This window comes from Kitasatospora sp. NPDC057692, from assembly GCF_042799475.1.
GTDB lineage: Bacteria > Actinomycetota > Actinomycetes > Streptomycetales > Streptomycetaceae > Kitasatospora.
Map to the genome: position 1 here is coordinate 1 of NZ_JBHVIV010000077.1, position 24200 is coordinate 24200.

A 24200-nucleotide genomic window follows, 5' to 3' on the forward strand; every position below is an offset into this window, starting at 1 on the left:
GCGCCGCCCATCGTGAACGAGGGCCGCACGACGACCGGGTAGCCGCCCAGGGTGTCGACCCCGGCCAGGACGTCGTCCATGGTGTGGCAGATCACCGAACGGGCGGACTCCCCGTGGCCGATCCTGGCGTTGACGGCCTCCACCACGCCCTTGAACAGCTCGCGGTCCTCGCCCTTGTTGATCGCCTCGACGTCCGCGCCGATCAGCTCGACGCCGTACTTCTCCAGCGTCCCGGCCGCGTGCAGGGAGATCGCGGTGTTCAGCGCGGTCTGCCCGCCCAGCGTCGGCAGCAGCGCGTCCGGACGCTCCTTCGCGATGATCTTCTCGACGAACTCCGGAGTGATCGGCTCCACATACGTCGCGTCCGCGATCTCCGGATCCGTCATGATCGTCGCCGGATTCGAGTTCACCAGCACGACCCGCAGGCCCTCGGCCTTCAGAACCCGACACGCCTGCGTGCCCGAATAGTCGAACTCCGCGGCCTGCCCGATCACGATCGGACCGGACCCGATCACCAGAACGGACTTGATGTCAGTGCGCTTAGGCACGCTGGCCCTCCATGAGCTTCACGAAACGGTCGAAGAGGTAGGCCGCGTCGTGCGGGCCGGCAGCTGCTTCGGGGTGGTACTGCACGCTGAAGGCGGGCACGTCCAGCGCCTGGAGGCCCTCGACCACATCGTCGTTGAGGCAGACGTGGGAGACCTCGACCCGGCCGTAGGGCGTGTCGCTGACCTTGTCGAGCGGTGCGTTCACGGCGAAGCCGTGGTTGTGCGCGGTGACCTCGACCTTGCCGGTGGTGCGGTCCTGGACCGGCTGGTTGATGCCGCGGTGGCCGTACTTCAGCTTGTAGGTGCCGAAGCCCAGCGCCCGGCCGAGGATCTGGTTGCCGAAGCAGATCCCGAAGAACGGGGTCTTCCGCTCCAGCACGCCCTGCGCCACGGCGACCTGGTGGTCGGCGGTGGCCGGGTCGCCCGGGCCGTTGGAGAAGAACACGCCGTCGGGGGCGACCGCGTAGACGTCCTCCAGGGTGGCGTTGGCCGGCAGCACGTGCACCTCGATGCCGCGCTCGGCCATCCGCTGCGGGGTCATCGCCTTGATGCCGAGGTCCAGGGCGGCGACGGTGAACTTCTTCTCACCGATCGCGGGCACCACGTAGGGCTCGGTGGTCGCGACCTCGGCGCACAGGTCGGCGCCCTTCATCTCGGGCGAGGACTGCACCCGGGCGAGCAGCGCGGCCGGCTCGGCCAGCGCCTCGCCGGAGAAGACACCGCAGCGCATCGCGCCGCGCTCGCGCAGGTGGCGGGTGAGCGCCCGGGTGTCGATGCCGCTGATGCCGACGATGCCCTGGGCGACCAGTTCCTCGTCCAGCGAGCGGCGCGAGCGCCAGTTGGAGGCGACCCGGGCGGGGTCGCGGACGACGTACCCGGCGACCCAGATCTGCTGGGACTCGTCGTCCTCGTCGTTCCAGCCGGTGTTGCCGATCTGCGGGGCGGTCATCACGACCACCTGGCGGTGGTACGAGGGGTCGGTCAGGGTCTCCTGGTAACCGGACATGCCGGTGTTGAAGACCGCCTCGCCGAAGGCCTCGCCGGTGGCGCCGTAGGCCTGGCCGTGGAAGGTCCGGCCGTCCTCCAGGACGAGCACGGCGGCCGCACGATCCGAGAACGGACGCTCCCGCCGTTGGTGCTGCGTGGTGGGGGCAGGTGCGGTCATGACGCGGCCTCTTCCGTCTTCTTCGTCGTCGTACGTGTTGCTGCGAGCCGGGTGATCTCCTCGACCCAGCCGGTGTGCTCGTCGGGGTGGTCGAGCCGGACCCCGGAGTCCAGTTCGGTGCCGCCGTGCGCCCAGGTGACGACGAGGATCCCGGAGGGGACGACCTTGCCGGCGATCCCGGAGTCCGTGCGGGCCCCGGTCAGCTGCCCGGCGGGGATCCAGAAGTCGACGTCACCGGGGCGCTGCACCAGCAGGCCGTGCTCGCCGAGGGTCAGATCGGCGCGGCTGCGGGTGCCCAGGCCGTGCGCGACGACCCGGTCCAGCCAGTTCCCGGCGGTGGTGGTGCCGTGGTACCGGCCGCTGCTCTCCAGAATGGTCCGTCCGGCCCGTTCCGGCACGGTCGGCAGCGGGGGGATGCCGGACTGCAGGGTGCGGCGCCAGTTCCAGCCCTGGCGCATCAGCCAGTAGACCAGGCCGATGACCAGCAGCAGGCCGACCGTCCAGCCGATGTAGCCGGACCAGTTGGTGACCCTGGCCTGCTCCTGGGCCAGCAGGACGGCGGAGCTCACGCGAGCCCGCCCTGCTCGACCAGTTCGCCGGCCAGCACGGTCGCGGTGCCGCGCAGGAAGGTGGCGTGCACCCGTCCGGGCAGGTCAAGGCCCTTGTAGGGGGTGTTGCGGGAACGCGTGGCGAAGCTGTCGGGGTTCACGGCACCACGGTACGCGGGATCGAACAGCACCAGGTTGGCGGGCTCACCCACCGAGACCGGGCGGCCGTGGCCGGCGAGGCGGCCGATCCGGGCCGGGCGGTGCGACATCCGGTCCGCGACGCCCTCCCAGTTCAGCAGGCCGGTGTCGACCATGGTCTGCTGCACCACCGAGAGCGCGGTCTCCAGGCCGACCATGCCCATCGCGGCCACGGCCCACTCGCAGTCCTTGTCCTCGGCCGGGTGCGGCGCGTGGTCGGTGGCGACGGCGTCGATGGTGCCGTCGGCCAGCGCCTTGCGCAGCGCCTGGACGTCCTCGGCGGTGCGCAGCGGCGGGTTGACCTTGTAGACCGGGTCGTACGAGCGGACCAGCTCGTCGGTCAGCAGCAGGTGGTGCGGGGTGACCTCGGCGGTGACGTTCCAGCCCTTGCCCTTGGCCCAGCGGATGATGTCCACCGAGCCGGCGGTGGAGACGTGGCAGACGTGCAGCCGGGAGCCGACGTGCGCGGCGAGCAGCACGTCGCGGGCGATGATCGCCTCCTCGGCGACGGCCGGCCAGCCGCCCAGGCCCAGCTCGCCGGAGACCTGGCCCTCGTTCATCTGGGCGCCCTCGGTCAGCCGCGGCTCCTGGGCGTGCTGGGCGACGACGCCGTCGAAGGCCTTCACGTACTCCAGGGCGCGGCGCATGATCACCGCGTCGTCGACGCACTTGCCGTCGTCGGAGAAGACCCGGACGCCGGCCGCGGAGTCGTGCATGGCGCCCAGCTCGGCGAGCTTCTTGCCCTCCAGGCCGACGGTGACCGCGCCGACCGGCTGCACGTCGCAGTAGCCGGACTCCTGGCCGAGCCGCCAGACCTGCTCGACCACGCCGGCGGTGTCGGCCACCGGGAAGGTGTTGGCCATCGCGTGGACGGCGGTGAAGCCGCCCTTGGCCGCGGCCCGGGTGCCGGTCAGGACGGTCTCGGCGTCCTCGCGGCCGGGCTCGCGCAGGTGGGTGTGCAGGTCGACCAGACCCGGCAGGGCGATCAGGCCGGTGGCGTCGATCTCGATGTCGGCCTCGGCGACCAGGTCGGTGCCGATCGCCCGGATCACGCCGTCGGCGATGTGGAGGTCCTGCGGGGCACCGCCGAGGATCTGGGCCTTGCGGATCAGGTAGGTGGTCACTGAGCGGTCTCCACGGAGTCGATGCGGGGGGTGTCGGTGAGAGTGGCTCCGCCGAGCAGCAGGTAGAGCACGGCCATCCGGACGGAGACGCCGTTGGCGACCTGCTCGACCACGGTGCAGCGCGGGGAGTCGGCGACCTCGGCGGTGATCTCCATGCCGCGGACCATCGGACCGGGGTGCAGGACGACGGCGTGCTCGGGCAGCTGGGCCATTCGGACGGCGTCCAGGCCGTAGCGGCGGGTGTACTCGCGCTCGGTGGGGAAGAACGCGGCGTTCATCCGCTCGCGCTGGACCCGGAGCATCATCAGCGCGTCGGTCTTCGGGAGCACCCGCTCCAGGTCGTAGCTGACCTCGCAGGGCCAGTTCTCGATGCCGATCGGCAGCAGGGTCGGCGGGGCGACGAAGGTGACCTGGGCGCCGAGCGTGGTGAGCAGGTGCACGTTGGAGCGGGCGACCCGGCTGTGCAGGATGTCGCCCACGATGGTCACCCGCCGCCCGTCCAGCCCCCGCCGAAGGGCATTGCCCGGCGAACCGGGGTTGAGGCGGCGGCGCATGGTGAAGGCGTCGAGCAGCGCCTGGGTGGGGTGCTCGTGGGTGCCGTCGCCGGCGTTGATGACGCTGCCGTGCAGCCAGTCGGACTGCGCCAGCCGGGACGGCGCGCCGGAGGCGTGGTGCCGGATGACGACGGCGTCGGCGCCCATCGCCTGCAGGGTGAGGGCGGTGTCCTTGAGGCTCTCGCCCTTGGAGACCGAGGAGCCCTTGGCGGAGAAGTTGATGACGTCGGCGGAGAGCCGCTTCTCGGCGACCTCGAAGGACGTCTTGGTGCGGGTGGAGTCCTCGAAGAACAGGTTGACGACGGTCCGGCCGCGGAGGGTGGGGAGCTTCTTGACGGCCCGGCCGGAGAGCTGGGCGAGCTCCTCGGCGGTGTCCAGGATGAGCAGCGCGTCGTCGCGGCTGAGATCGGCTGCGGACACGAGGTGGCGCTTCACGCGGGTTACTCCGGGAGGTGCGGTTCGGTGGACTGGGCGGCCAGGGCCCGGGAGCTCTCTTCACTGCGCGCGGGGCGTGACGCAGCGGCGAAGTCGCGGTCGCCGACGAGCACGGCGTCGACGCCGTCGCGGTCGGCCAGGCGCACCTGGACGGCCTCGCGCAGCGAGGTGGGCAGGTTCTTGCCCACGTAGTCGGCGCGGATCGGCAGCTCGCGGTGGCCCCGGTCGACGAGGACGGCGAGCTGGACGGCGCGCGGGCGGCCGATGTCGTTCAGGGCGTCGAGCGCGGCGCGGATGGTGCGGCCGGAGAAGAGCACGTCGTCGACGAGGACGACCAGCCTGCCGTCGATGCCGCCGGGCGGGATCTCGGTGTGCTCCAGGGCGCGGGCGGGCTTCAGCCTCAGGTCGTCCCGGTACATGGTGATGTCCAGGGTGCCGAACGGGATGTCCCGGCCGGTGATCTGGGCGAGCCGGGTGTGCAGCCGCCGGGCGAGGTGGACGCCCCTGGTGTGGATGCCGAGCAGCACGACGTCCTCGGCGCCCTTGGCGCGCTCGACGATCTCGTGCGCTATCCGGGTGATGACCCGGGCGATGTCCGTGCCGTCCAGCACCTGGTGCGGCGGCCGCGGCGCGGATTCCTGGTGTGCGGTCATGCCGAAGCGGACCTCCTTCCCCGCCTCACGGGACGGGCCTTAAAGGATGTCTGGAACGCCCGGCCTGGAATTCGGCGCGGGCTCCGGTCATCCTACCGCGTCATTCGCGGCCAACCGACGGCCATCATTCCGCTCCCCGCGGTTCACGCACCGGCCGCACCGGTGATGCGGCCCATTCGCACGACTGCCCCATTCGGCTTGACGCAACTACCTCACTCTACGTAACCTCACAGTGAGTTACGAGACAGACGTCGAACCCACCGGTAGCGGCGTCGGCAATCGCCCGTGACCCACCACTGAACGCGAAGCAATCTCGTCCGGGGAGATCAATGTCCAGCGACTACGCGAAGCAGCTCGGAGGCAAGCTCCGAGCCATCCGCACTCAGCAGGGGCTCTCCCTGCACGGTGTCGAGGAGAAGTCCCAGGGGCGCTGGAAGGCAGTCGTCGTCGGCTCGTACGAGCGCGGCGACCGTGCGGTCACCGTGCAGCGGCTGGCCGAACTGGCGGAGTTCTACGGGGTCCCGGTGCAGGAGCTGCTGCCCGGCGGGACGCCCGGTGGCGCGGCCGAGCCGCCGCCGCGCCTGGTCCTCGACCTGGAGAGACTGACCCAGGTTCCGTCCGAGAAGGCCGGCCCGCTGCAGCGCTACGCGGCGACCATCCAGAGCCAGCGCGGCGACTACAACGGCAAGGTGCTGTCGATCCGCCAGGACGACCTGCGCACCCTGGCCGTGATCTACGACCAGTCGCCGTCGATCCTCACCGAGCAGCTGATCTCCTGGGGCGTGCTCAACCCCGACGCGCGCCGCGCGGTGCGCGAGGAGGAGGCGAGCTGAGGCTCGCCGCACCGGCTCCCGCCGGCCTCTCCGTCGGCCTCCGGCCCGCGGGGGCGGCGGACAACAGCAGAAACGTCACGGCGCGGCCCCCGCGAGGGGTGCCGCGCCGCGGCGCCCTCCGGCCCGCCGGGGGCGTGCCGGGCACGCCTCAGCAGACCGTCTCCAGCCGGTAGCCCGGCTCGGCGGCCACGCCGTCCAGCCGCACCGGCCCGGCGGCGGGCGCCCAGACCCGGCCCTCACTGGCCCAGGCCCAGGCCGTCGCCAGGTACTCGCCGCAGGCCGCCGCGGTCCCCTGGGCGCCGTGCAGCACCGCGAGGCCGGGCAGCTCGCGGGCCAGCCCGGCGCAGAACACCGCGCAGAGCAGTTCGAGGTCCTCGTCGTTGATCCGGACCACGCCGTCCTCCCACTGGAGCACCCGGGCCGCCGCGGACAGCCGCCCGCCGGGCGCGTCCACCGACAGCCGCAGCTCGTAGACCCCGCTGCCGGCGCCGAGCAGCATCCGGCGGAACACCTCGGCGCCCTGCTCGTAGGCGCCCTGCACGGTCTCGTCGCGCTCCCCGTACAGCCGGCCGTCGAGCAGCAGGTCGGCATGGCGCAGGGTCAGGCCGTTCTCGCGGGCCCGGGCCAGCCGGGGGACGAAGTCGCCGGCCAGCTCCTCGCCCTGGTAGGCGAGCAGCTGGGTGCGCAGCGCCGGGTTGAGCAGGTAGCGGTCACGGGCGACCGGCTCGGCCGGGTCGAGGCCGTGCAGCAGACAGAACTCCGCGAAGTCCTGCGGGTGGAACATCCGGGCCCGGACGGTGTCGAAGCGGCGCCGGGCGTCGGCGAGCAGCTCGGCGGTCTCCCGCAGGTACTGCTCGTGGTCCGGCGCGTCGGACAGCCGCCAGGCGCGGGCCTGTTCGAAGTCCTCGGGGCTGGTGAGCACGCCGATCACGAAGGCCTGGCCGGCGCCCTCGGCCCGCTGCCGCTCGCAGACGCCGTCGCGGTCGGCGGCAGCGCGCGAGCGGGCCCGGGGGCGGGAACCCGCGGCGGTGCAGTCGGGGGTGCGGCGGGCGCGGCCGTTGCGGCTCATCGGGGCTCCTCGGGCGGGGCGGGCGGGTCGGACGGGTCGGCGGCGGGTGGCACCGCCGACCATGTCCTCCCCAGCCCCGCGTGGCGCACACGTACGACGTGTCACAGGACTGTAACCGAGGGTGAATCGGATGTTTGGGGTCACGCACGGTTGTGCGGTTCGCCGCTCACGCCCCGCGCGTCCGGCTCACGCGCGGCGCACCCGTCACTCGCCGTGCACGCCCGCTCACGAGCATCCCGGAGCGGGCGGGCGGGTCACCGCGGCACCCGCGCCAGCTGGCGGGACTGGGCGACCAGGCGGCCGGTCTCGTCCCAGACCTCGGCGTCCTCCTCGAAGTACCCGCCGGCCAGGTTCCGGGTGGCGTGGACCAGCCGCAGCCAGCCCGGCGCGGGCTTGGCGCGCAGGTGCACGGTCAGCTCGACGGTCGGCGCCCAGCCGGGCATCCCGAGGTCGAAGGTGACCGGCGGCAGGGCGTCGGCGGCGAGCAGGAGCAGCAGCGGGTCGGGGCCGCGGCCGTCGGCGAGCCGGAACCAGCCCTGGATCCGGCCGGCGCCGGAGGGCTGCCCGAGCGCCCAGCCGACGGTGGCCGGGTCGAGCCGCATGTCGAACCGCTCCAGCAGGGCGGCCTGGGTGAGCAGCTCCTTGGGCGCGTGCTCGACCCCGATGCACTGGTCCGGCGGCGGCAGCTGCGGCGCGACGGCGGTGGTGCGCACCTCGCCGTCCTGGACGGCGAGGTCGCCGTGGCTGGCCACCACCCGCAGCCGCTCCACGCCGTCCTGGCTGAGCGAGGCGGTGCCGGTGGACAGCGAGCGGCCGGTGCGGATCACCTCGGTGCGCACGGTGGCCGGGCCGGGGGTGGCGGCGGAGAGGTAGTAGCCGCTGATCGAGACCGGGTCGGCGTGCCCGGCGCTCTCCGGGCGGGCGGTGTGCGCGAGCGTGAGCGCGTGGCCGGCCACGGCCAGCAGCAGTCCGCCGTTGACGCCGCCGCCGATCTGCCAGCCGGAGCCGAGTTCGCCGTCGTAGCGGCCGGGCTCGTCCGGGTGCGGGGTGAGGGCGATGCCCTGGTCGAACTCGCTGCGGATCGCCGTGGTCATGGGAGGTGGCCTGCCCTTCGCTGCGGGGTCGCCGACGGGTGCGGGCCGCCGGAACGCCGGGTTACTGACGAGTAGGCACCACCATACGCCGCCGGGGTGACCACGCACGACGGCCGCCGGACCGTTTCCGGTCCGGCGGCCGTCGGCGCGGCGTGCGCGGAGTCAGCGGCGGATGCTGGGCTTCAGCTCCAGGAAGCGGGCCAGCAGACCGTTGACGAAGGCCGGGGAGTCGTCGGTGGAGTACTCCTTGGCGATCTCCACGGCCTCGTCCAGGACGACCGCGTCCGGGACGCGGTCCTCCCAGATCAGCTCGTACGCGCCGAGCCGCAGGACGTTGCGGTCCGCGATCGGCATCCGGTCGAGCGTCCAGCCGACCGCGTACTCCGAGATCAGCTCGTCGATCCGGCGGGCGTGCTGGACGTAGCCCTCGACCAGCTCCATGGTGTACTCGCCGACCTGCGGGGTGCCCTCGTCCGGCTTGGGCTCCCGGGCCCGGGCCACCCAGTCGGCGAGGACCGTGAGCGGGTCGACCCCGCGGTGGTCGGCCTCGAACAGGATCTGGAAGGCTCGCGTGCGGGCCTTGGTGCGTGCGGACGACACGGACTTACTTCACCCGGCCGAGGTAGCTGCCGTCGCGGGTGTCGACCTTGACCTTCTCGCCGGTGGTGATGAAGAGCGGCACCTGGATCTCGGCGCCGGTCTCCAGCTTCGCCGGCTTGGTGCCACCGGTGGAGCGGTCGCCCTGGACGCCCGGCTCGGTCTCGGCGATGACGAGCTCGACCGCGGCCGGGAGCTCGATGTAGAGCACCGAGCCCTCGTTCACGGCGACGAGCGCGTCGAAGCCCTCCAGCAGGTACTTGGCGGCGTCGCCCACGACGGCCGGCTCGATGGCCAGCTGGTCGTAGGTGTCCATGTCCATGAACACGAAGTTCTCGCCGTCCTTGTACGAGAACTGCATGGTGCGCTTGTCGACGTTGGCGGTCTCGACCTTGGTGCCCGCGTTGAAGGTCTTGTCGACGACCTTGCCCGTCAGGACCTCCTTGAGCTTGGTACGCACGAAGGCCGGGCCCTTGCCGGGCTTGACGTGCTGGAACTCGACGACGGACCAGAGCTTGCCGCCCTCCAGCTTGAGGACCATGCCGTTCTTGAGATCGTTCGTGGAAGCCACGGGCGCACTTACTCCTGGATATAGCTGTCAAGGAACCAAGGGGTCGCGTCCTGCGGCACAGCCGTGTCACAGGGCGAGGAGCTCCTTGGTGGTGATGGTGAGCAGCTCGGGCCCGCCCTCATCCAAGGGGCGCACGACGAGCGTGTCCTCGATCCGGACCCCGCCCCGCCCCGGGAGGTGGACCCCCGGGCCGACGGTGACCGGTACGCGGCTGTCCAGTTTACCCATGTCCGTGGGGCCGAGGCGCGGGGCCTCCCGGATCTCCAGGCCGATGCCGTGGCCGACCGGGTGCGGCGAGGCCTCGGTGTGACCGGCCGCCCCGAGGATCTCCCGCGCGGCCCGGTCGGGCACGCACTGCTCCACCCCCGGCCCGAGCGCCTCCCGCCCGGCCCGCTGGGCACGGAACACCAGCCGGTGCAGTTCGACCTGCCAGGGCGCCGGGGCCGCGCCGATCACGAAGGTCCGGGCGGTGGACACCCCGTAGCCGCGGTACTGCGCGCCGAGCACCACGGTCAGGAAGTCGCCCTCCTCCACCCGCCGGTCGGTGGGCTGGTGGGCCGGCTGGCCGGAGTGCGAGCCGGTGCCGACCGAGACCGGGAAGGCCGCCCGGTCCGCGCCGTGGTCGATCATCCGGCGCTCCAGCTCCATCGCCAGGTGCCGCTCGGTGCGGCCCACCAGGATCGACTCCAGCAGCTCGCCGAGCGCCTGGTCGGCGATCTCCGCGGCGATCCGCAGGTCGGCGATCTCGTGCTCGTCCTTGACCACCCGCAGCCGCTCCACCGCCTGGCCGACGTCCGCCAGCCGCACCCCCTCGGCCAGCCCGGCCACCGCCCGGTGCCGGGTGACCGTCAGGTCGTGCTCCTCCACCGCCAGCCCGGCCACCCCCAGCCGCGCCGCCGCCGCGGCCGCCGCCAGCGCGGTGTCCGACCCGGCCGCCACCGGCAGCCGGGTGACGTCGGGCGCGATCAGGTGCTCGCCGGTGTCGTCCGGCGGCAGGTCGTCCGGCAGCGCCAGCAGCACCCGGTCCCGGGTCAGCAGCAGGGTCGCCCCGCACGGCGGGCACCCGGTCAGGTACCGCACGTTCGCCGCGCGGGTGACCAGCGCCGCGTCGGCCCCGGACGCACCGCAGTGCTCCCGCAACCGCTCCCGGCGGCCCGCGTACGCATCAGCCATGCGTCGAGCCTACGAACCCCTCCCCCGATCCGCCCGCCGAACGCCCCCACCCGGGCCGCCCCGCGGCGGCTACCGTTCGCCGTCCGCGGCCTTCGGGCTCCACTTCCGCTCCACCCCGGCCAGCCGCCAGTACGCGATGGCCGCGGCCCAGACCACCACGAAGAGGCCGACGATCGCATAGCCGACGTTGTCCAGCGAGATGTCCGCGATCCAGCCGGTCACCGGGTCGGTGAGGTCCAGCTTCTCGTGCAGCACGCCGACCAGCTCGATGGTGCCGATCAGGAAGGCCACCGCGATGGACAGGCCGGTGATGGTCAGGTTGTAGTACACCTTGCGGACCGGGTTGGAGAACGCCCACTGGTAGGCGAAGTTCATGAAGGTGCCGTCCAGCGTGTCGAACAGGCTCATCCCGGCCGCGAACAGCAGCGGCAGGCAGACGATCGCGTACCACGGCAGACCGGAGGCGGCGCCCGAGCCGGCCATCACCATCAGCGTGACCTCGGTGGCGGTGTCGAAGCCCAGGCCCAGCACCATCCCGACCGGGAACATCTGCCCGGGCCGGGTGATCGAGCGGGTCGCCCGGTTCAGCACCCGGGCCATCAGGCCGCGGGAGTCCAGGTGCGCCTCCAGCTCGGACTCGTCGAACTTCCCGGCCCGCATCGAGCGGAACACCCTGAGGATGCCGAACAGCGCCGCCAGGTTGAGCGCGCCGATCAGGTAGAGGAAGGCGCCGGAGGCCGAGGTGCCGACCAGGCCCAGCCACTGGTGGGTGGTCGACTCGTCGTCCATCAGCGTGTTGGCCAGCTGCGCGCCGCCCGCCACCAGGGCGGCCATCAGCACCACCATCGAGGAGTGCCCGAGCGCGAACCAGAAGCCCACCGAGACCGGGCGCTTGCCGTCCGCCATCAGCTTGCGGGTGGTGTTGTCGATCACCGCGATGTGGTCGGCGTCGAAGGCGTGCCGCATGCCGAGGGTGTACGCGGTGATGCCCAGGCCCACCCCGAAGACCTGGGTGCCGACCTCGTACTCCTCCGGTGCGACCAGGAAGATCAGGGTGCCGAACGCCACCAGGTGCATGGCGAGGATCACGCCCATCAGGCCGGCGGTGCGCAGGGTGTCCTCGCGGCGCCAGCGGAAGGCCGGCAGGGCGGCGGGCGGCGCCGCGGCCGCGGCGGTCGTGGCGGTTTCGGGCAGGGTCATCTGCGGATCACGCTCCAGCACCTCGTGGAATGACGTCGTGAGATGCCGCGGCCGGTCTCCTGGCTGACGGGGCTCCCGTACCCGCCTTCCCAAGCGCGCGAGGCGCCCAGTGGCGTCGTGGGTACGGACACTTCCCCCCGATCACAGTGGCGAGGGCCGCTCCGGACTGGGACCCCTGAGGGTCCGTCACCGGTCTTCCCGAGCACCACGGCGGGGAACACCGTAGGGGGCCCGGGAGGACACTTGCAAGACTGCGCACCTACGCAGGTGTTCGGGATCACACTCCTCCGCCTGCCAGAATGAGCCGTATGCATCTCGTACCGGCCGACCGTGCGGGCCACCGCACCATCGACGGCCACCGGGTCTGCGAGGCCATCGCCGCGATCGGCGACACCGCCCACGTTCGCTCCTGGGCCGACCGCTTCGCCCTCCTCGCCGACCCCGGCAGGCTCGCCCTCCTGCTCGCCCTGCACCGCACCGGCCCGCTCGCCGTCACCGACCTCGCCGTCGCCACCGGCATGCGCGACCCCGCCGTCTCCCAGGCCCTGCGCCTGCTCCGCACCGCCGGCGCGGTGGCCGGCGAAAAGGAGGGCCGCATCGTCCGCTACCGACTCGTGGACGCCACCCTCCGCCCCCTCCTCGACCAGTGCGCCGCCCCCACCCCCACCGCCGCAGCCGGCTGACCCCCAGCGACACCCCGCCTGCGGGCGAGCCGGCCCCGCTCACCGCCCCCGCAGCTCCCGCAGCCGGGCGCGGTTGCGGTCGGCCAGGGCCGGGTCGCCCAGCTCCTCCGCCAGTTCGACGAGCAGCACCCGCGCCGCCTCCTCCTTCTTCGGCTGGCCCAGCTCCCGCGCCCGCGCGGCGCTCAGCTCCGCCGCGCCGACCGCCGCCGCCGGCCGCTGCAGCGCCCGTTCCGCCCGGGCCTCGACCAGTGGCAGCCGCATCAGCATCGGGGCGTCGCCCTCCCGCCCGGCCACCGCGGTCGCCTCCCCGAGCACGGCCAGCCCCTCCTCCGCCCGTCCGGCGGCCAGGAGGGCCTGGGCGAGGTTGTAGCTCTGCACCACCTCGCCGTGCGGGTCTCCCTCGTTGGCCTGCCGGGCCAGGGTGAACAGCTCCACGGCCCGCTCCGGCCGTCCGTCAGCCAGGCAGAGCAGGCCGTCGGTCTCCCACAGCACACCGGCCAGCCGGGGCTCGTCCACCTCCGCCAGTACGGCGGTCGCGGCCGCCAACTGCTCGGCGGCGAGCGGGTACTCCGCACGCTCGTAGTAGGCGCGCCCGAGCTGGTTGCGCATCCGGATCACGGCGTCCGGCCGGTTGTCCCACCGGGCCGCCTCGATGCCGAGCAGATGACTCTCCACCCAGTCGCCGTAGTGCTTTCGCCCGTGGTAGAGCGGCCAGAGCGACTCGCACAGCCGCCACACCTCGCCGTGCCATCGCTGCTCGGCCGCGGTCCGGACGGCGCCCAGCAGGTTGGCCCGCTCGCTCTGCAGCCACTCCAGCGCGTCCGTTCCCGACCCGAACCCCGGCAGCGCCGCCGCGTCCGGGCCCTCCTGGAGCCGGAAGCGGTCGCCGATCGCACGGTCGGCCAGCGCCGCGCGGCCGCGGTAGTAGCCGACGATCCGGGCCAGCAGCTCCAGCCGGTCGGGCTGCTCGCGGACCGCCCCGGCGGCATGCAGCCGGACCAGGTCGTGGGCGCGGTACCGCCGCTCCGGCCCGTCCTCCGCCACGTCGTCCACCAGGTGCGCCGAGCGCAGGTCCGCCAGACCGTCCGCAGCCCGCGGCACCCCCACCGCCTCGGCCAGCTCGACCGAGACCAGCGGCCCGGGACCGACCCCCAACAGCCGGTAGAACGCACGGGTGTGCTCGGGCAGCTGCCGGTGGACGCTGTCCAGGACGTCCCCGACCGCACCCTCCTCGTTACTCAGGGACGACAACCTGCGCTCCTTGTCTGTCAGTTCGGTCAGCACCTGCTCCACCCGCAGGTCCTCGCGGTCGAGCAGCCGGAACCCCGCGGCGTTCAGGGCCAGCGGCAGGCCGCCGCAGAACTCGACCAGTCGTGCCAGCTCCGCGTCCGTCCCCCGGTCCGGGCCCAGCCAGCCCCGGACCAGCTCGCTCCCGGCGTCGGCCGAGAGTGGGTCGAGGCGCGCCACCTCGGCGCCGTCCAGGGCCAGCCCCGGCAGTCGGCGCCGGCCGGCGGCCACCAGCAGCCCGGTCGCGGGCAGCAGCGCCCGGACCTCGGCGGCGTGCTCGACGTTGTCCAGGAAGACCAGGACCCGGTGCCCGGCGGCCGTCGCGCTCCGGAACGCCGCCGCCCGCTCGGCCGGGCCGTCCGGTACGTACGGGAGCCCGAATCCGCGCAGGAAGCCGCCGAGCACCTCGCCGAGGTCCACCCCTCCGAGGTGCCGGTGGGCGGCGAGGTCCGCGTAGAGCTGGCCGCCCGGGAACTGCGCCGCCGACCGGGCCGCGAACTGGGCGACGAGCTCGGTCTTGCCGACGCCGCCGAGCCCGGTGAACGCCACGACGACCGGCCGGGCGTCGTCCAGTCGGTCCAGCGCCGCGTCCAGACGGGCGAACTCGCTCTCCCGGTTGACGAAGGCCCGGCGCGGGCCGCGGATCTGGCGCGGCACGGCGGGTCCGGACGCCGACATCACGACCGTGCCGGCCTGCACCACCATGCCGTGAACCGTGCCCGACACGGTGTTGACCGTCCGGTGCCCGTCCGTCATCCGCGCGTCCCCTCCGCCCCGGCCGGCTGCAGGGCCCCAGCCTACGGCCGAATCTGAGCCGGAATCAGGTGGCGGCGCGGGCCGGTTGGCAGGTGGGGCACCAGAAGAGGTTGCGGGAGGCGTGCTCCTCGGTGCGGACGTCGGTGGCGCAGATCAGGCAGGGCAGGCCGGCGCGGCGGTAGACGTAGACCTCGCCGCCGTGGTCGTCGACGCGCGGGGGGCGGTTCATCGCCTCGGGGGTGTGCTCGGGGCGGACGGTGTCGATGCGGCCTGCGCCGGCGCCCTCGCGCATCAGGGCGACCAGGTCGGCCCAGATCGCGTCCCACTCGGCGCGGCGCAGCGAGCGGCCGGGCAGCTGGGGGTCGATTCCGTGCCGGAACAGCACCTCGGCCCGGTAGACGTTGCCGACGCCGGCCAGCACCTTCTGGTCCATCAGCAGGGCCGCGATCGTCGTCCGGCTGCCGGTGATCCGCCGCCAGGCGGCGTCCGGGTCGGCGTCGGCGCGCAGCGGGTCGGGGCCGAGGCGGGCGGCGACGGCGGCCTTCTCGGCGTCGGTGATCAGCGCGCAGGTGTTGGGGCCGCGCAGGTCGGCGTAGTGCTCGTCGTTCTCCAGCCGCAGCCGGACCAGGCCGACCGGCTCGGGCACCGCGCCGCCCGCGGTGTCGCCGAAGGTGAAGCCGCCGTACAGGCCGAGGTGGACGTGCACCCAGGCGTCCTCGCCGAAGCCGAGGAAGAGGTGCTTGCCGGTGGCCTCGGCCGCGACCAGCTCCCGCCCGTCGATCAGCTTGGCGCCGTCCGCGAAACGGCCCTGCGGGCTGCTGGCGCGGACCGGCCGGCCGCCGAAGGCGCGGTGGTTCTCGGCGGCGAGGCGGTGGATGATGTGGCCTTCCGGCACGGGCGCGGCTCCCCCCGGTGGTTCGTTCAGGACCCGTCCATCATCGCAGCCGGCACCGACAGTCCGGCCGGGCCGGCGGAGCCGCTCAGCGCACCGGGATGCCCATCAGCCGGGCCAGGATCACCCGGTCGAGCTCGGCGGCGGTGGCGGCCACGTCGAGGTGGGAGTTGTCGATGATCGGCAGCCCGGAGTTGTACCAGCCGGCCATCCGGCCGTGGATCCGGGCCACCTCCTCGTCGCCGAGCCGGCGGTTGCCGCTGCGCCGGGCGTTGCGGCCGAGCACCGAGTCCAGGCTGGGCAGCAGCACCACCGGGATCATGCCGGGGCCGATGTGGCGCTTCCAGCCGCCGAGGCCGATGGCCGGGCGGTCGGGGAAGACGGCGTCGTCGATGATGCAGGAGATGCCGTTGGCGAGGTAGTTGCGGCAGGCGAAGCCGCATGTCCGGCGGGCCAGCCGGTACTGCGCCTCGGAGGCGTTGTTCCAGCCGGACTGCGGGTTGGCGAAGCCGGACTGCACCCACTCGCGGACGTCGTCGAGGCTGATGTGCGCGGTCGGGGTGGGGCGCCGCTCGGCCCAGTGGCGGGCGACGGTGGTCTTGCCCGCGCCGGCCGGGCCGATCAGCAGCACCGCGATCGGGCCGGTGGCCGCGTGCTGCTGCGGCGGGCGGGCGGGCAGCTGGACGGGCGCGCCGGACGGCAGCAGGAAGTGGCCGGTGGAGCCGGCGGGCACGGGCGCGGGCGCCGGAGCCGGTGCGGGAGCGGGCACGGGCGCGGCCGGCGGCCCCTGCGGGACGGCCGGAACGACCGGAACCGGAACCGTCGGCGGCCCGGACGACGCCGAGGCCGCGGGCGCCGCCGCGGACACCGCGGACACCGGGTACGCCGAGGCGGGCGGGGGCGGTGGAGCCGGCGGAGCGACGGGACGCGGGGGGACGGGGACGGGTCCACCCCCGGTGTACTGCGTCACGGCCACCTCCCGACTTCCTTCAGCGGGGACACTACACGCCGGTGCGGCGGTGGACACAGTCCGCCGCCGCACCGCCGCTGGTCACCGCCCCGGCGCCGCCCGGACGCCGACGCCCCGTCAGCCCGTGGCGAGCTGCTCGGCCAGCGCGCGCAGCGCCAGCTCGTACGAGCCGATCCCGAACCCGGCGATCGTGCCGGAGGCCACCGAGGCGATCACCGAGTTGTGCCGGAAGGCCTCCCGGGTGTACGGGTTGGAGATGTGCACCTCGATCAGCGGCGCGGTCCGCTGCGCGGCGGCGTCCCGCATCGCGTACGAGTAGTGGGTGAACGCGCCCGGGTTGACCACCACCGGCACCCGGCCGTCGGCGGCCTCGTGCAGCCACTCGACCATCGTCTGCTCGGAGTTGGTCTCGTGCACCTCGACCTGGAGGCCCAGCTCCTTGCCGAGCGCGGTGCAGCGCTCGACCAGCCCGGCGTACGAGGTGGAGCCGTAGACGTCGGGCTCGCGGCTGCCGAGCCGGCCGAGGTTGGGACCGTTCAGCACCATCACCCGGGTCACGAGGACACCTCCGCGTAGGCGGCCACCAGCAGGGACGGGTCGGGGCCGTCCAGCACGGAGGTCTTGCCGAGGCCGTCCAGCACGATGAAGCGGATGAGGTCGCCGCGCGACTTCTTGTCGATCTTCATCGCGTCCAGCAGCTTGGGCCAGGCGTCCGCGCGGTAGCTGAGCGGCAGCCCGACCGAGGCGAGCACGGTGCGGTGCCGGTCGGCGGTCTCGTCGTCCAGCCGCCCGGCGAGCCGGCCGAGCTCGGCGGCGAACACCATGCCGATCGAGATGGCCGCGCCGTGCCGCCACTTGTAGCGCTCGTTGCGCTCGATGGCGTGGCCGAGGGTGTGGCCGTAGTTGAGGATCTCGCGCTGTCCGGATTCCTTGAGGTCCCCGGAGACGACGTCGGCCTTGACCTGGATGGCCCGCCGGATCAGCTCGACGGTGTGCGGCCCGGCCGGGGTCTTGGCGCCCTCCGGGTCGGCCTCGACGAGGTCGAGGATGGCCGGGTCGGCGATGAAGCCGCACTTGATGACCTCGGCGAGGCCGGAGACGTAGTCGTGCCGGGGCACGGTCTCCAGGGTCGCGAGGTCGGCCAGCACGCCCACCGGCGGGTGGAAGGCGCCGACCATGTTCTTGCCCTCGGCGATGTTGATGCCGGTCTTGCCGCCGACCGCCGCGTCGACCATGCCGAGCAGCGTGGTGGGCATGGAGATCCAGCGGACCCCGCGCAGCCAGGTGGCGGCGACGAAGCCGGCCAGGTCGGTGGTGGCCCCGCCGCCCAGGCCGACGACCACGTCGGTGCGGGTGAACCCGGTCTGGCCGAGCACCGACCAGCAGTACGCGGCCACCTCGGCGCTCTTCGCGTCCTCGGCGTTGGGCACCTGGAGGGCGATCACCTCGTAGCCCTCGCCGAGCAGGTCCTCGCGGATCGCGTCGGCGGTGGCGGACAGCGCCTCCGGGTGGATGATCGCCACCCGCCGGGCCCGGGTCCCGATCAGCGGTGCCAGCTCGCCGAGCAGCTGGTGCCCGATCAGCACGTCGTACGGGTCGTGGCCGGCACTGCCGCCGACGTGAATCCTGACGGTGTCAGTCATGGGGGTTGTTCAGCTCCAGTGCTTCCAGTACGGCGTCCGCGACCTGCTCGGGGGTCCGGCCGGCGGTGTCGACGACGGCGGTGGCCACCTCGAGGTAGAGGGGACGGCGGGCCTCCATCAGCTCGCGCCAGCGGGCCCGCGGGTTGACCGCCAGCAGCGGCCGGGGGGCGTCCAGGCCGACCCGCTTGACCGCGTCGGCCTGCGGCACCTCCAGGAACACCACCGGCAGGCCGCGCAGCAGCTCACGGGTGGGCTCGGCCATCACCGCGCCGCCGCCGAGGGCGAGCACGCCCGCGTGGCCGTGGGCGGCGCCGCGCACGGCCGCCGCCTCCAGGGCGCGGAAGTGCGGCTCGCCCTCGTCGACGAAGATGTCCGGGATCGGCTTGCCGGCCTGCTCCTCGATGTCCGCGTCGGTGTCGCGGAACCCGACGCCGAGGCGTTCGGCGAGGACCCGCCCGACGGTGGACTTGCCACTGCCGGGAGGGCCGACCAGCACGACGACCGGTGAACTCATCGGACGATCAGGTGGTCGAGGTAGTTCTGCACGTTGCGCCGGGTCTCCGACACGTGGTCGCCACCGAACTTCTCGTTGACCGCGTCGGCCAGCACCAGCGCGACCATCGCCTCGGCGACGATGCCGGCCGCCGGCACCGCGCAGACGTCCGAGCGCTGGTGGTGGGCCTTGGCCGGCTCGCCGGTGCGCACGTCCACGGTGCGCAGCGCCCGCGGGACGGTCGCGATCGGCTTCATCGCGGCGCGCACCCGCAGCAGCTCGCCGGTGGACAGGCCGCCCTCGGTGCCGCCGGAGCGGCCGGAGACGCGCTTGGCGCCCTCGGGGGTCGGCACGATCTCGTCGTGCGCCTGCGAACCGGGGACCCGGGCCAGCTCGAAGCCGTCGCCGACCTCGACGCCCTTGATCGCCTGGATGCCCATCAGCGCGGCGGCGAGGCGGGCGTCCAGCCGGCGGTCCCAGTGGACGTGCGAGCCGAGGCCGACCGGCACGCCGTAGGCGAGCACCTCGACGACGCCGCCGAGGGTGTCGCCGTCCTTGTGGGCCTGGTCGATCTCGGCGACCATCGCCTTCGAGGCGTCGGCGTCCAGGCAGCGCACCGGGTCGGCGTCCAGCTTCGCCTCGTCCGCGGGCAGCGGCAGCACGCCGGCCGGGGCCTTGGCGGCGGCCAGCTCGACCACGTGGCTGACGATCTCGATGCCGCAGGTCTCCTTGAGGTAGGAGCGGGCGACGGCACCGAGCGCGACGCGGGCCGCGGTCTCCCGGGCGCTGGCGCGCTCCAGGATCGGGCGGGCCTCCTCGATCGAGTACTTCTGCATGCCGGCCAGGTCGGCGTGGCCGGGGCGCGGACGGGTCAGCGCCTCGTTGCGGGCGAGACCGGCGAGCACCTCGGGGTCGACCGGGTCGGCCGACATGACCTGCTCCCACTTCGGCCACTCGGTGTTGCCCACCATGACGGCGACCGGGCTGCCCATGCTCAGGCCGTGCCGGATGCCGCCGAGGAAGGTCACCTCGTCCTGCTCGAACTTCATCCGGGCGCCGCGACCATAGCCGAGCCGGCGGCGCGCCAGCGCGTCGGCCACCATGGCGGTGGTGACCGGTACACCGGCGGGCAGGCCCTCCAGCGTCGCGACGAGTGCGGGGCCGTGCGACTCCCCCGCCGTCAGCCAGCGCAACGTACCCAACGGAGCTCCTTCATCAGCGGACCGGCGCGGCGCTGCCGCCACCCGCCCGGGCGTGCCTTCTCCTCGAATCCTTTCATGCCGGACCGGTCGACCCGCCGCGGAGTCCGATCACCGGACAGCATTCGGCCGACCGGCGGACGGTTGTGGCCGGTCGGCGCCCTGCGAGGGGTCCCGTCCGCCCTGCCGCCGGGGTACTGCCCGGGTCCCGCCGGGCCGCCCTCAGCCCGCCGCGAGCGCGGCCTCGCCGGCGGCGCGGACCGCCGCGAGCGGCCCGGGGGCGCGTCCGGTGAAGAGCTCGTTCTGCAGCACCGCCTGGTGCACCAGCAGGTCGAGCCCGCCCAGGACGGTCGCCCCGCGCTCGGCGCAGGCCCCGGCCAGCTTGGTCGGCCACGGGTGGTAGAGCACGTCGAAGAGCGCGCCCGGGTCGGCGGTGAGCTCGCCGACGAAGCCGTCGGTCGCCCCGGCCGGGGTGGTGGCCACGGTCAGCGGGTGGGCCAGCGCGTCGGCGCCGCGCGCCCAGTCGGCGGTCCGCACGGCCACGCCCAGCCGCTCCCCGAGCTCCGCCATCTCGCGGGCCCGCTCGGGGCTGCGGACGTAGACGGTGACCTCGCGGGCCCCGAGCCCGGCCAGCGCGGCCAGCGCCGAGGAGGCGGTGGCCCCGGCGCCGAGCACCGCGGCGGCCGGCACCTCGGTGATGCCCCGCTCGCGCAGCGCGTTGACCAGCCCGGGCACGTCGGTGTTGTGCCCGGTCCGGCGCCCGTCGGCGGTGAACACCAGGGTGTTCACCGCCTCGACCGTCCGGGCCGTCGCGCTCACCTCGTCGAGCAGCGGGATCACCGCCCGCTTGAGCGGCATGGTCAGCGAGCAGCCCGCCCACTCGGCCTCGTCCAGCCCGGCGAGGAAACCGGGCAGCGCCGCCTCGTCGACCTCGAAGCGGTCGTAGCGCCAGTCGTCCAGCCCGAGCGCCGCGAAGGCGGCCCGGTGCAGGGCGGGCGACAGCGAGTGGGCGATCGGCGAGCCGAGGACGGCCGCCCGGTGCTTGCTGGTCACGCTGGTGTCTCTCCCGGTGCTGCCCCCGGCGGGGCGCTGATCACTTGGTGGTGCAGTGGATGGCGACCGGGTCGAACTTCTGGCCGGCCGCCGTGCAGTACGCCTTGACGTTGTTGGCGTGCTCGGTGTCCGTCTCCGCGAACAGGGTCTGGGTCGGCGACATCGCGATGAAGTACAGCCACTTGCCGTCCGCCGGGTTCAGCGTCGCCTTCAGCGCGTCGTCGCCCGGGTTGGAGATCGGCGTCGGCGGCAGGCCCGGGTTGATGTAGGTGTTGTACTTGTTGGAGCCGTCGTTGATGTCCGACTTGTTCAGGTTCTTGGTGCCCAGCGCGTACTGCAGCGTGGTGTCCATGCCCAGCTTGCCGTTGACCTTGCCCTTGTCCGCGAGCCGGTTCTGGATCGTCTTGGCCATCTTGGCGAAGTCGTCCTTGTTGTTGCCCTCGGCCTGCAGGATGCTCGCCTCGATGACCACCTCGTAGCCGGACTTGAGGCCGATCTTCGCGGCCTCGGCGTCCAGGCCCGCGTAGCGTTCCACGGCGTTCTTGACCATCTGCTTGAGCAGGTCCTCGGGCTTCATGCCCTCGGTGATCGAGTAGCGGGTCGGCCAGAGGAAGCCCTCGATGTTGCCGTTGGCGTACGGCGGCAGGCCGAGGTTGCCGACCTGCTCCTTGGCGACGGTCGCGGTGGTGCCCTTGGGCAGCTTCAGCTTGTCGTCGATCTTGGCGTAGGTGGCGGTGGAGGTCAGGCCCTCCTGGATGATCAGCTTCTCGCCGCCGTTGGCGTCCACCAGGAACTGCACGGCCCCCTCGGCCGACATCTCCTTCGGCATGCTGTAGGTGCCGTACTGGATGGTGGTGCACTTCACGTTCTTGTCGCACGCCGCGTTGAAGGCGTCGACGCTCTTCACCACGCCGGCCTGCTTCAGCGCCAGGCCCATCTGGCTGCCGGCCGCACCCTGCTTGATCTCCACGTTGACCGAGCCGCTGCCCGGGCCGGGGAAGTCCGGCGGCGGGCCGAAGTGGTCCTTGTAGAAGCCGTATCCGTACCAGCCCGCGCCGCCCATCGCGCCGAGCAGCACCAGGGCGACCACCAGGCAGGCGCCGCCGTTGCGCCGGCCCGACTTCTTGCCCTTCTCCTTGCGCTTCTTCTTCGCCTCGCGGGAGTCGTCCTCCTCGCCGAGGAAGCCGCCGTGCCCGTCGTCCTGCGCGCCGTCCTCGTGGTACTCGTCCTCGGCGTACGCCGCCTCGTCGCCGTCCCACCCGGCCTCGGCGTGCTCGGGGCCGTCGGCCGGCGCGGCCGGGTCGGCGCCGGCCTCCAGCGCGGCGGCCTCGGCCTCCCAGTCGATGCCGTCCGGCCCGGGCCCCGAGGGCTGCTCGGCGGCCGGCTGCCGCTCCTGCCGGGCCGGGGCGCCCTGCGGCGGAACGCCCTGCTGGGGCGCACCCTGCTGCGGAACGCCCTGCTGGGGGTGGCCCTGCTGCGGGTACCCCTGCTGCTGGCCGCCGAACGGCTGCTGGCCCATGCCCTGCTGCGGGTAGCCCGCCTGCTGCTGGGGGTACCCCTGCTGCGGCATCTGCTGCTGGGGGTAGCCCTGCTGACCGCCGTACTGCTGACCGCCCGGGTTCTGCTGGTCCATGCCCTGCTGCGGCATCTGCTGCTGCGGGTATCCGTGCTGACCGCCCGACCCCGGCTGGCCCATGCCCTGCTGACCCATGCCCTGCTGGTCCATGCCCTGCTGCGGCATCTGCTGCTGGGGGTAGCCCTGCTGACCGCCGTACTGCTGCTGGGGATGCTGCTGCCACTGCCCGTCCTGCTGGCCGGGGACCGGCTGCTGACCGCCGTACCCGGGGTCACCCGGATGCCACGGCTCGGAGCCCTGGGGGCCGTAGCCCCGACCCAGATCGGTCATTGATCCCCTTATACCGACGGAGACGACCGGAGGATCGGCCCGGTCGCCCGGGACGGCGTCCCGGCTGCTTGTCGAACCGGCGTGCTAGCGCAACACCTGGACGGAGACGCTACCGTACCGCAGTCAGGTGCCCGATCGGGTCGCCGCCCGCTCGCCCGGGGGGCGGGCGGAACCGCCGCCCGCCCCCCGGGGAACCCGGTCACGGAGCCCCGGGCGAGGCCGGGGCGGACGCGGAGGCCGGGGCGCTCGCCGACGTCGACGCGCCGGCCGAGGCCCGGTTGGCGTTGAACTCCGCGACGTTCTTCTGCTGCACGTCGAAGCTGTCGGTGAACCGGGTGTCCCCCGGCTTCACGGTCACGAAGTAGAGCCAGTCGCCCGGCGCCGGGTCCACCGCCGCCATGATCGCCTGGCGCCCCGGGTTGGAGATCGGCGTCGGCGGCAGCCCCGGGTGCTTGTAGGTGTTGTACGGGGAGTCGAGCCGGGTGTCAGTGACGCTGGTGTTCAGCGTGGAGCGCCCCATCGCGTAGTTGATGGTGGAGTCCATCTGCAGCGGCATGTTCTTCGCCAGCCGGTTGTAGATCACCCGCGCGACCTTGCCCATGTCCTCGACGTTGTCGGCCTCGGCCTGCACCATGCTGGCGATGGTCACCAGCCCGTACAGGGTCTGCCCGAAGTTGGTCGCGACCACCTCCGCGTCGTCCCGGGCGAACTCCTTGCCGGCCCGCTCGACCATCTGCTTCAGCAGGTCGACGGCGGTGGTGTCGTCGGTCACCGCGTACGTCGCGGGGAACAGGTAGCCCTCCGGGTTGCCGCCGACGCTCTCCGGCAGTCCCAGCTCGGCGAGCTGGTCCTTGGCCGTCTGCTCCGCGGTGCCCGGCGGCAGCTCCAGCTTCTTGTCGATCGCCGCGTAGATCTGGCTGCCGCGCCAGCCCTCGGGAATGGTCAGGCCGTTGGCGTTGGCGGGGTCGATCAGCACGGCGAGCGCGGCGGCCGCCGACATCTTCAGCCGCAGCGTGTACGTACCGGGCTGGATCCGCCCGGCCGCCGCCGCGCTGCCCCGGGCGGCCCGGGTGAACGCGAGCGAGCTGGCCACCACGCCGTTGCGCACCAGCGCGGAGGCGATCTGGCTGAGGCCGGCGCCCTCCGGCACCGACACCTGCACCGAGCCGGACCCGCCGCCCTGGTAGTCGGCGGCGGCCGGCGGCTTGCGCTGGCCCTGGATCCAGCTGAAGCCGGCCAGCCCGATCCCGCCGAACACGGCGATCAGCGACAGCGCGGTCAGCAGGCAGGCCAGCCCGGTGCGCCGGCGGCGCGGATCCGGCGCACCGGGGCGCGGCGCGGGCGCGCCCGGCGGGCGGCCCTCCGGTTCGGTCGCCGGCGCACCGAGGTGTCCGGGGCTCAGGCCGGGTGTGAGGTCCAGGTCGGTCACGGCGTCCCCTCGGCGGTCCGCGCGGCAAGCGGCGCGACGGCAACGGCAGAGGGGTGGGGGGGGGGGGGCGGCCCCCCCCCCCCCCCCCACGGCGCCACGAGAAAGAACGAACACCCCCCCCCCCCAC

The 24200-nt window shown here is 73.5% G+C and carries 23 protein-coding genes, 1 pseudogene and 1 riboswitch; of the genes and pseudogenes, 2 read left to right on the forward strand and 22 right to left on the reverse strand.

Features of this window, described 5'->3' with window-relative positions; genetic code table 11:
• The 6 genes and pseudogenes from carB to pyrR all read right to left on the reverse strand — a co-directional run.
• Positions 1–548 (reverse strand): annotated as a pseudogene (gene carB / locus ACFVFS_RS31865) (carbamoyl phosphate synthase large subunit); the annotation flags it as partial.
• Positions 541–1713 carry a glutamine-hydrolyzing carbamoyl-phosphate synthase small subunit gene (gene carA / locus ACFVFS_RS31870; RefSeq protein WP_380628298.1) on the reverse strand — a complete coding sequence of 391 codons (1173 nt, stop codon included), beginning with the start codon at positions 1711–1713 and terminating at the stop codon, positions 541–543. The gene carA and the pseudogene carB, both read right to left, overlap by 8 nt.
• Positions 1710–2282: a hypothetical protein gene (locus tag ACFVFS_RS31875; RefSeq protein WP_380628299.1), complete on the reverse strand. Its 573-nt coding sequence runs from the start codon at positions 2280–2282 to the stop codon at positions 1710–1712. Before ACFVFS_RS31875 ends, carA begins: the two co-directional genes overlap by 4 nt.
• Complete coding sequence (locus tag ACFVFS_RS31880) at positions 2279–3583, reverse strand: dihydroorotase (RefSeq protein WP_380628300.1); 1305 nt, start codon at positions 3581–3583, stop codon at positions 2279–2281. The genes ACFVFS_RS31875 and ACFVFS_RS31880 overlap by 4 nt, the downstream gene beginning before the upstream one ends.
• Complete coding sequence (locus ACFVFS_RS31885) at positions 3580–4572, reverse strand: aspartate carbamoyltransferase catalytic subunit (protein ID WP_380628301.1); 993 nt, start codon at positions 4570–4572, stop codon at positions 3580–3582. Before ACFVFS_RS31885 ends, ACFVFS_RS31880 begins: the two co-directional genes overlap by 4 nt.
• Before the next feature lie 5 nt (positions 4573–4577).
• A complete protein-coding gene (pyrR, locus tag ACFVFS_RS31890) occupies positions 4578–5225 on the reverse strand; it encodes a bifunctional pyr operon transcriptional regulator/uracil phosphoribosyltransferase PyrR (protein WP_380628302.1) in 648 nt (215 codons plus the stop codon).
• Positions 5226–5554: 329 nt separating this feature from the next.
• Between pyrR and ACFVFS_RS31895 the strand changes: the two genes are divergently transcribed.
• A complete protein-coding gene (locus ACFVFS_RS31895; RefSeq protein WP_031072501.1) occupies positions 5555–6058 on the forward strand; it encodes a transcriptional regulator in 504 nt (167 codons plus the stop codon).
• A 148-nt stretch (positions 6059–6206) separates the two neighbouring features.
• Here ACFVFS_RS31895 and ACFVFS_RS31900 read toward each other — a convergent pair whose 3' ends face one another.
• The 6 genes from ACFVFS_RS31900 to ACFVFS_RS31925 form a co-directional block, all read right to left on the reverse strand.
• Complete coding sequence (locus ACFVFS_RS31900; RefSeq protein ID WP_380628303.1) at positions 6207–7127, reverse strand: hypothetical protein; 921 nt, start codon at positions 7125–7127, stop codon at positions 6207–6209.
• Positions 7128–7381: 254 nt separating this feature from the next.
• A complete protein-coding gene (locus tag ACFVFS_RS31905) occupies positions 7382–8221 on the reverse strand; it encodes a thioesterase family protein (protein ID WP_380628304.1) in 840 nt (279 codons plus the stop codon).
• 162 nt (positions 8222–8383) lie between these two features.
• Positions 8384–8821: a transcription antitermination factor NusB gene (gene nusB / locus ACFVFS_RS31910; protein ID WP_376094373.1), complete on the reverse strand. Its 438-nt coding sequence runs from the start codon at positions 8819–8821 to the stop codon at positions 8384–8386.
• A gap of 4 nt (positions 8822–8825) precedes the next feature.
• Positions 8826–9389 carry an elongation factor P gene (efp, locus tag ACFVFS_RS31915; RefSeq protein WP_380628305.1) on the reverse strand — a complete coding sequence of 188 codons (564 nt, stop codon included), beginning with the start codon at positions 9387–9389 and terminating at the stop codon, positions 8826–8828.
• Between the two features lie 66 nt (positions 9390–9455).
• Positions 9456–10562: a M24 family metallopeptidase gene (locus ACFVFS_RS31920; RefSeq protein WP_380628306.1), complete on the reverse strand. Its 1107-nt coding sequence runs from the start codon at positions 10560–10562 to the stop codon at positions 9456–9458.
• Positions 10563–10631: 69 nt separating this feature from the next.
• A complete protein-coding gene (locus ACFVFS_RS31925) occupies positions 10632–11762 on the reverse strand; it encodes a HoxN/HupN/NixA family nickel/cobalt transporter (protein ID WP_380628307.1) in 1131 nt (376 codons plus the stop codon).
• A 31-nt stretch (positions 11763–11793) separates the two neighbouring features.
• Positions 11794–11987, reverse strand: a riboswitch (cobalamin riboswitch).
• An 83-nt stretch (positions 11988–12070) separates the two neighbouring features.
• Between ACFVFS_RS31925 and ACFVFS_RS31930 the strand changes: the two genes are divergently transcribed.
• Entirely contained in the window at positions 12071–12445 is a 375-nt protein-coding gene (locus ACFVFS_RS31930) for an ArsR/SmtB family transcription factor (protein WP_380628308.1), read from the forward strand.
• Between the two features lie 39 nt (positions 12446–12484).
• Here ACFVFS_RS31930 and ACFVFS_RS31935 read toward each other — a convergent pair whose 3' ends face one another.
• From ACFVFS_RS31935 to mltG (ACFVFS_RS31980), 10 genes are all read right to left on the reverse strand, one after another.
• Complete coding sequence (locus ACFVFS_RS31935; RefSeq protein ID WP_380628309.1) at positions 12485–14488, reverse strand: hypothetical protein; 2004 nt, start codon at positions 14486–14488, stop codon at positions 12485–12487.
• 64 nt (positions 14489–14552) lie between these two features.
• The gene (locus tag ACFVFS_RS31940; RefSeq protein ID WP_380628310.1) at positions 14553–15383 is read right to left on the reverse strand and encodes an Fpg/Nei family DNA glycosylase; all 831 of its coding nucleotides are present in this window, start codon (positions 15381–15383) and stop codon (positions 14553–14555) included.
• A gap of 85 nt (positions 15384–15468) precedes the next feature.
• The gene (locus ACFVFS_RS31945) at positions 15469–16350 is read right to left on the reverse strand and encodes an AAA family ATPase (protein ID WP_380628335.1); all 882 of its coding nucleotides are present in this window, start codon (positions 16348–16350) and stop codon (positions 15469–15471) included.
• Positions 16351–16467: 117 nt separating this feature from the next.
• Positions 16468–16896 (reverse strand): type II 3-dehydroquinate dehydratase, encoded by a 429-nt coding sequence (aroQ, locus tag ACFVFS_RS31950; protein WP_380628336.1) that lies wholly within the window; start codon positions 16894–16896, stop codon positions 16468–16470.
• 8 nt (positions 16897–16904) lie between these two features.
• Entirely contained in the window at positions 16905–17993 is a 1089-nt protein-coding gene (gene aroB / locus ACFVFS_RS31955) for a 3-dehydroquinate synthase (RefSeq protein ID WP_380628311.1), read from the reverse strand.
• A complete protein-coding gene (locus ACFVFS_RS31960) occupies positions 17986–18507 on the reverse strand; it encodes a shikimate kinase (RefSeq protein ID WP_380628312.1) in 522 nt (173 codons plus the stop codon). The genes aroB and ACFVFS_RS31960 overlap by 8 nt, the downstream gene beginning before the upstream one ends.
• Positions 18504–19688: a chorismate synthase gene (gene aroC, locus ACFVFS_RS31965; protein WP_380628313.1), complete on the reverse strand. Its 1185-nt coding sequence runs from the start codon at positions 19686–19688 to the stop codon at positions 18504–18506. The genes ACFVFS_RS31960 and aroC overlap by 4 nt, the downstream gene beginning before the upstream one ends.
• A gap of 219 nt (positions 19689–19907) precedes the next feature.
• Positions 19908–20738: a shikimate dehydrogenase gene (locus ACFVFS_RS31970; protein ID WP_380628314.1), complete on the reverse strand. Its 831-nt coding sequence runs from the start codon at positions 20736–20738 to the stop codon at positions 19908–19910.
• Between the two features lie 40 nt (positions 20739–20778).
• Positions 20779–22644, reverse strand: a complete 1866-nt coding sequence (mltG, locus tag ACFVFS_RS31975; RefSeq protein ID WP_380628315.1) for an endolytic transglycosylase MltG — start codon at positions 22642–22644, stop codon at positions 20779–20781.
• A gap of 199 nt (positions 22645–22843) precedes the next feature.
• On the reverse strand, positions 22844–24073 hold the full coding sequence (gene mltG, locus ACFVFS_RS31980) for an endolytic transglycosylase MltG (protein WP_380628316.1): 1230 nt from the start codon (positions 24071–24073) through the stop codon (positions 22844–22846).
• Positions 24074–24200 lie beyond the last annotated feature (127 nt).

What these genes read in the sequence shown, in the direction of transcription:
- ACFVFS_RS31900 (WP_380628303.1), bottom strand. Translation starts at nt 7,127, where the DNA reads ATGAGCCGCAACGGCCGCGCCCGCCGCACCCCCGACTGCACCGCCGCG.
- ACFVFS_RS31930 (WP_380628308.1), top strand. Translation starts at nt 12,071, where the DNA reads ATGCATCTCGTACCGGCCGACCGTGCGGGCCACCGCACCATCGACGGC.
- carA (WP_380628298.1), bottom strand. Translation starts at nt 1,713, where the DNA reads ATGACCGCACCTGCCCCCACCACGCAGCACCAACGGCGGGAGCGTCCG.
- ACFVFS_RS31895 (WP_031072501.1), top strand. Translation starts at nt 5,555, where the DNA reads ATGTCCAGCGACTACGCGAAGCAGCTCGGAGGCAAGCTCCGAGCCATC.
- mltG (WP_380628315.1), bottom strand. Translation starts at nt 22,644, where the DNA reads ATGACCGATCTGGGTCGGGGCTACGGCCCCCAGGGCTCCGAGCCGTGG.
- aroB (WP_380628311.1), bottom strand. Translation starts at nt 17,993, where the DNA reads ATGACTGACACCGTCAGGATTCACGTCGGCGGCAGTGCCGGCCACGAC.
- ACFVFS_RS31960 (WP_380628312.1), bottom strand. Translation starts at nt 18,507, where the DNA reads ATGAGTTCACCGGTCGTCGTGCTGGTCGGCCCTCCCGGCAGTGGCAAG.
- ACFVFS_RS31905 (WP_380628304.1), bottom strand. Translation starts at nt 8,221, where the DNA reads ATGACCACGGCGATCCGCAGCGAGTTCGACCAGGGCATCGCCCTCACC.
- aroQ (WP_380628336.1), bottom strand. Translation starts at nt 16,896, where the DNA reads ATGGTGCTGAACGGTCCCAACCTCGGCCGGCTCGGCAGCCGCGAGCCC.
- ACFVFS_RS31920 (WP_380628306.1), bottom strand. Translation starts at nt 10,562, where the DNA reads ATGGCTGATGCGTACGCGGGCCGCCGGGAGCGGTTGCGGGAGCACTGC.
- pyrR (WP_380628302.1), bottom strand. Translation starts at nt 5,225, where the DNA reads ATGACCGCACACCAGGAATCCGCGCCGCGGCCGCCGCACCAGGTGCTG.
- ACFVFS_RS31925 (WP_380628307.1), bottom strand. Translation starts at nt 11,762, where the DNA reads ATGACCCTGCCCGAAACCGCCACGACCGCCGCGGCCGCGGCGCCGCCC.
- ACFVFS_RS31935 (WP_380628309.1), bottom strand. Translation starts at nt 14,488, where the DNA reads ATGACGGACGGGCACCGGACGGTCAACACCGTGTCGGGCACGGTTCAC.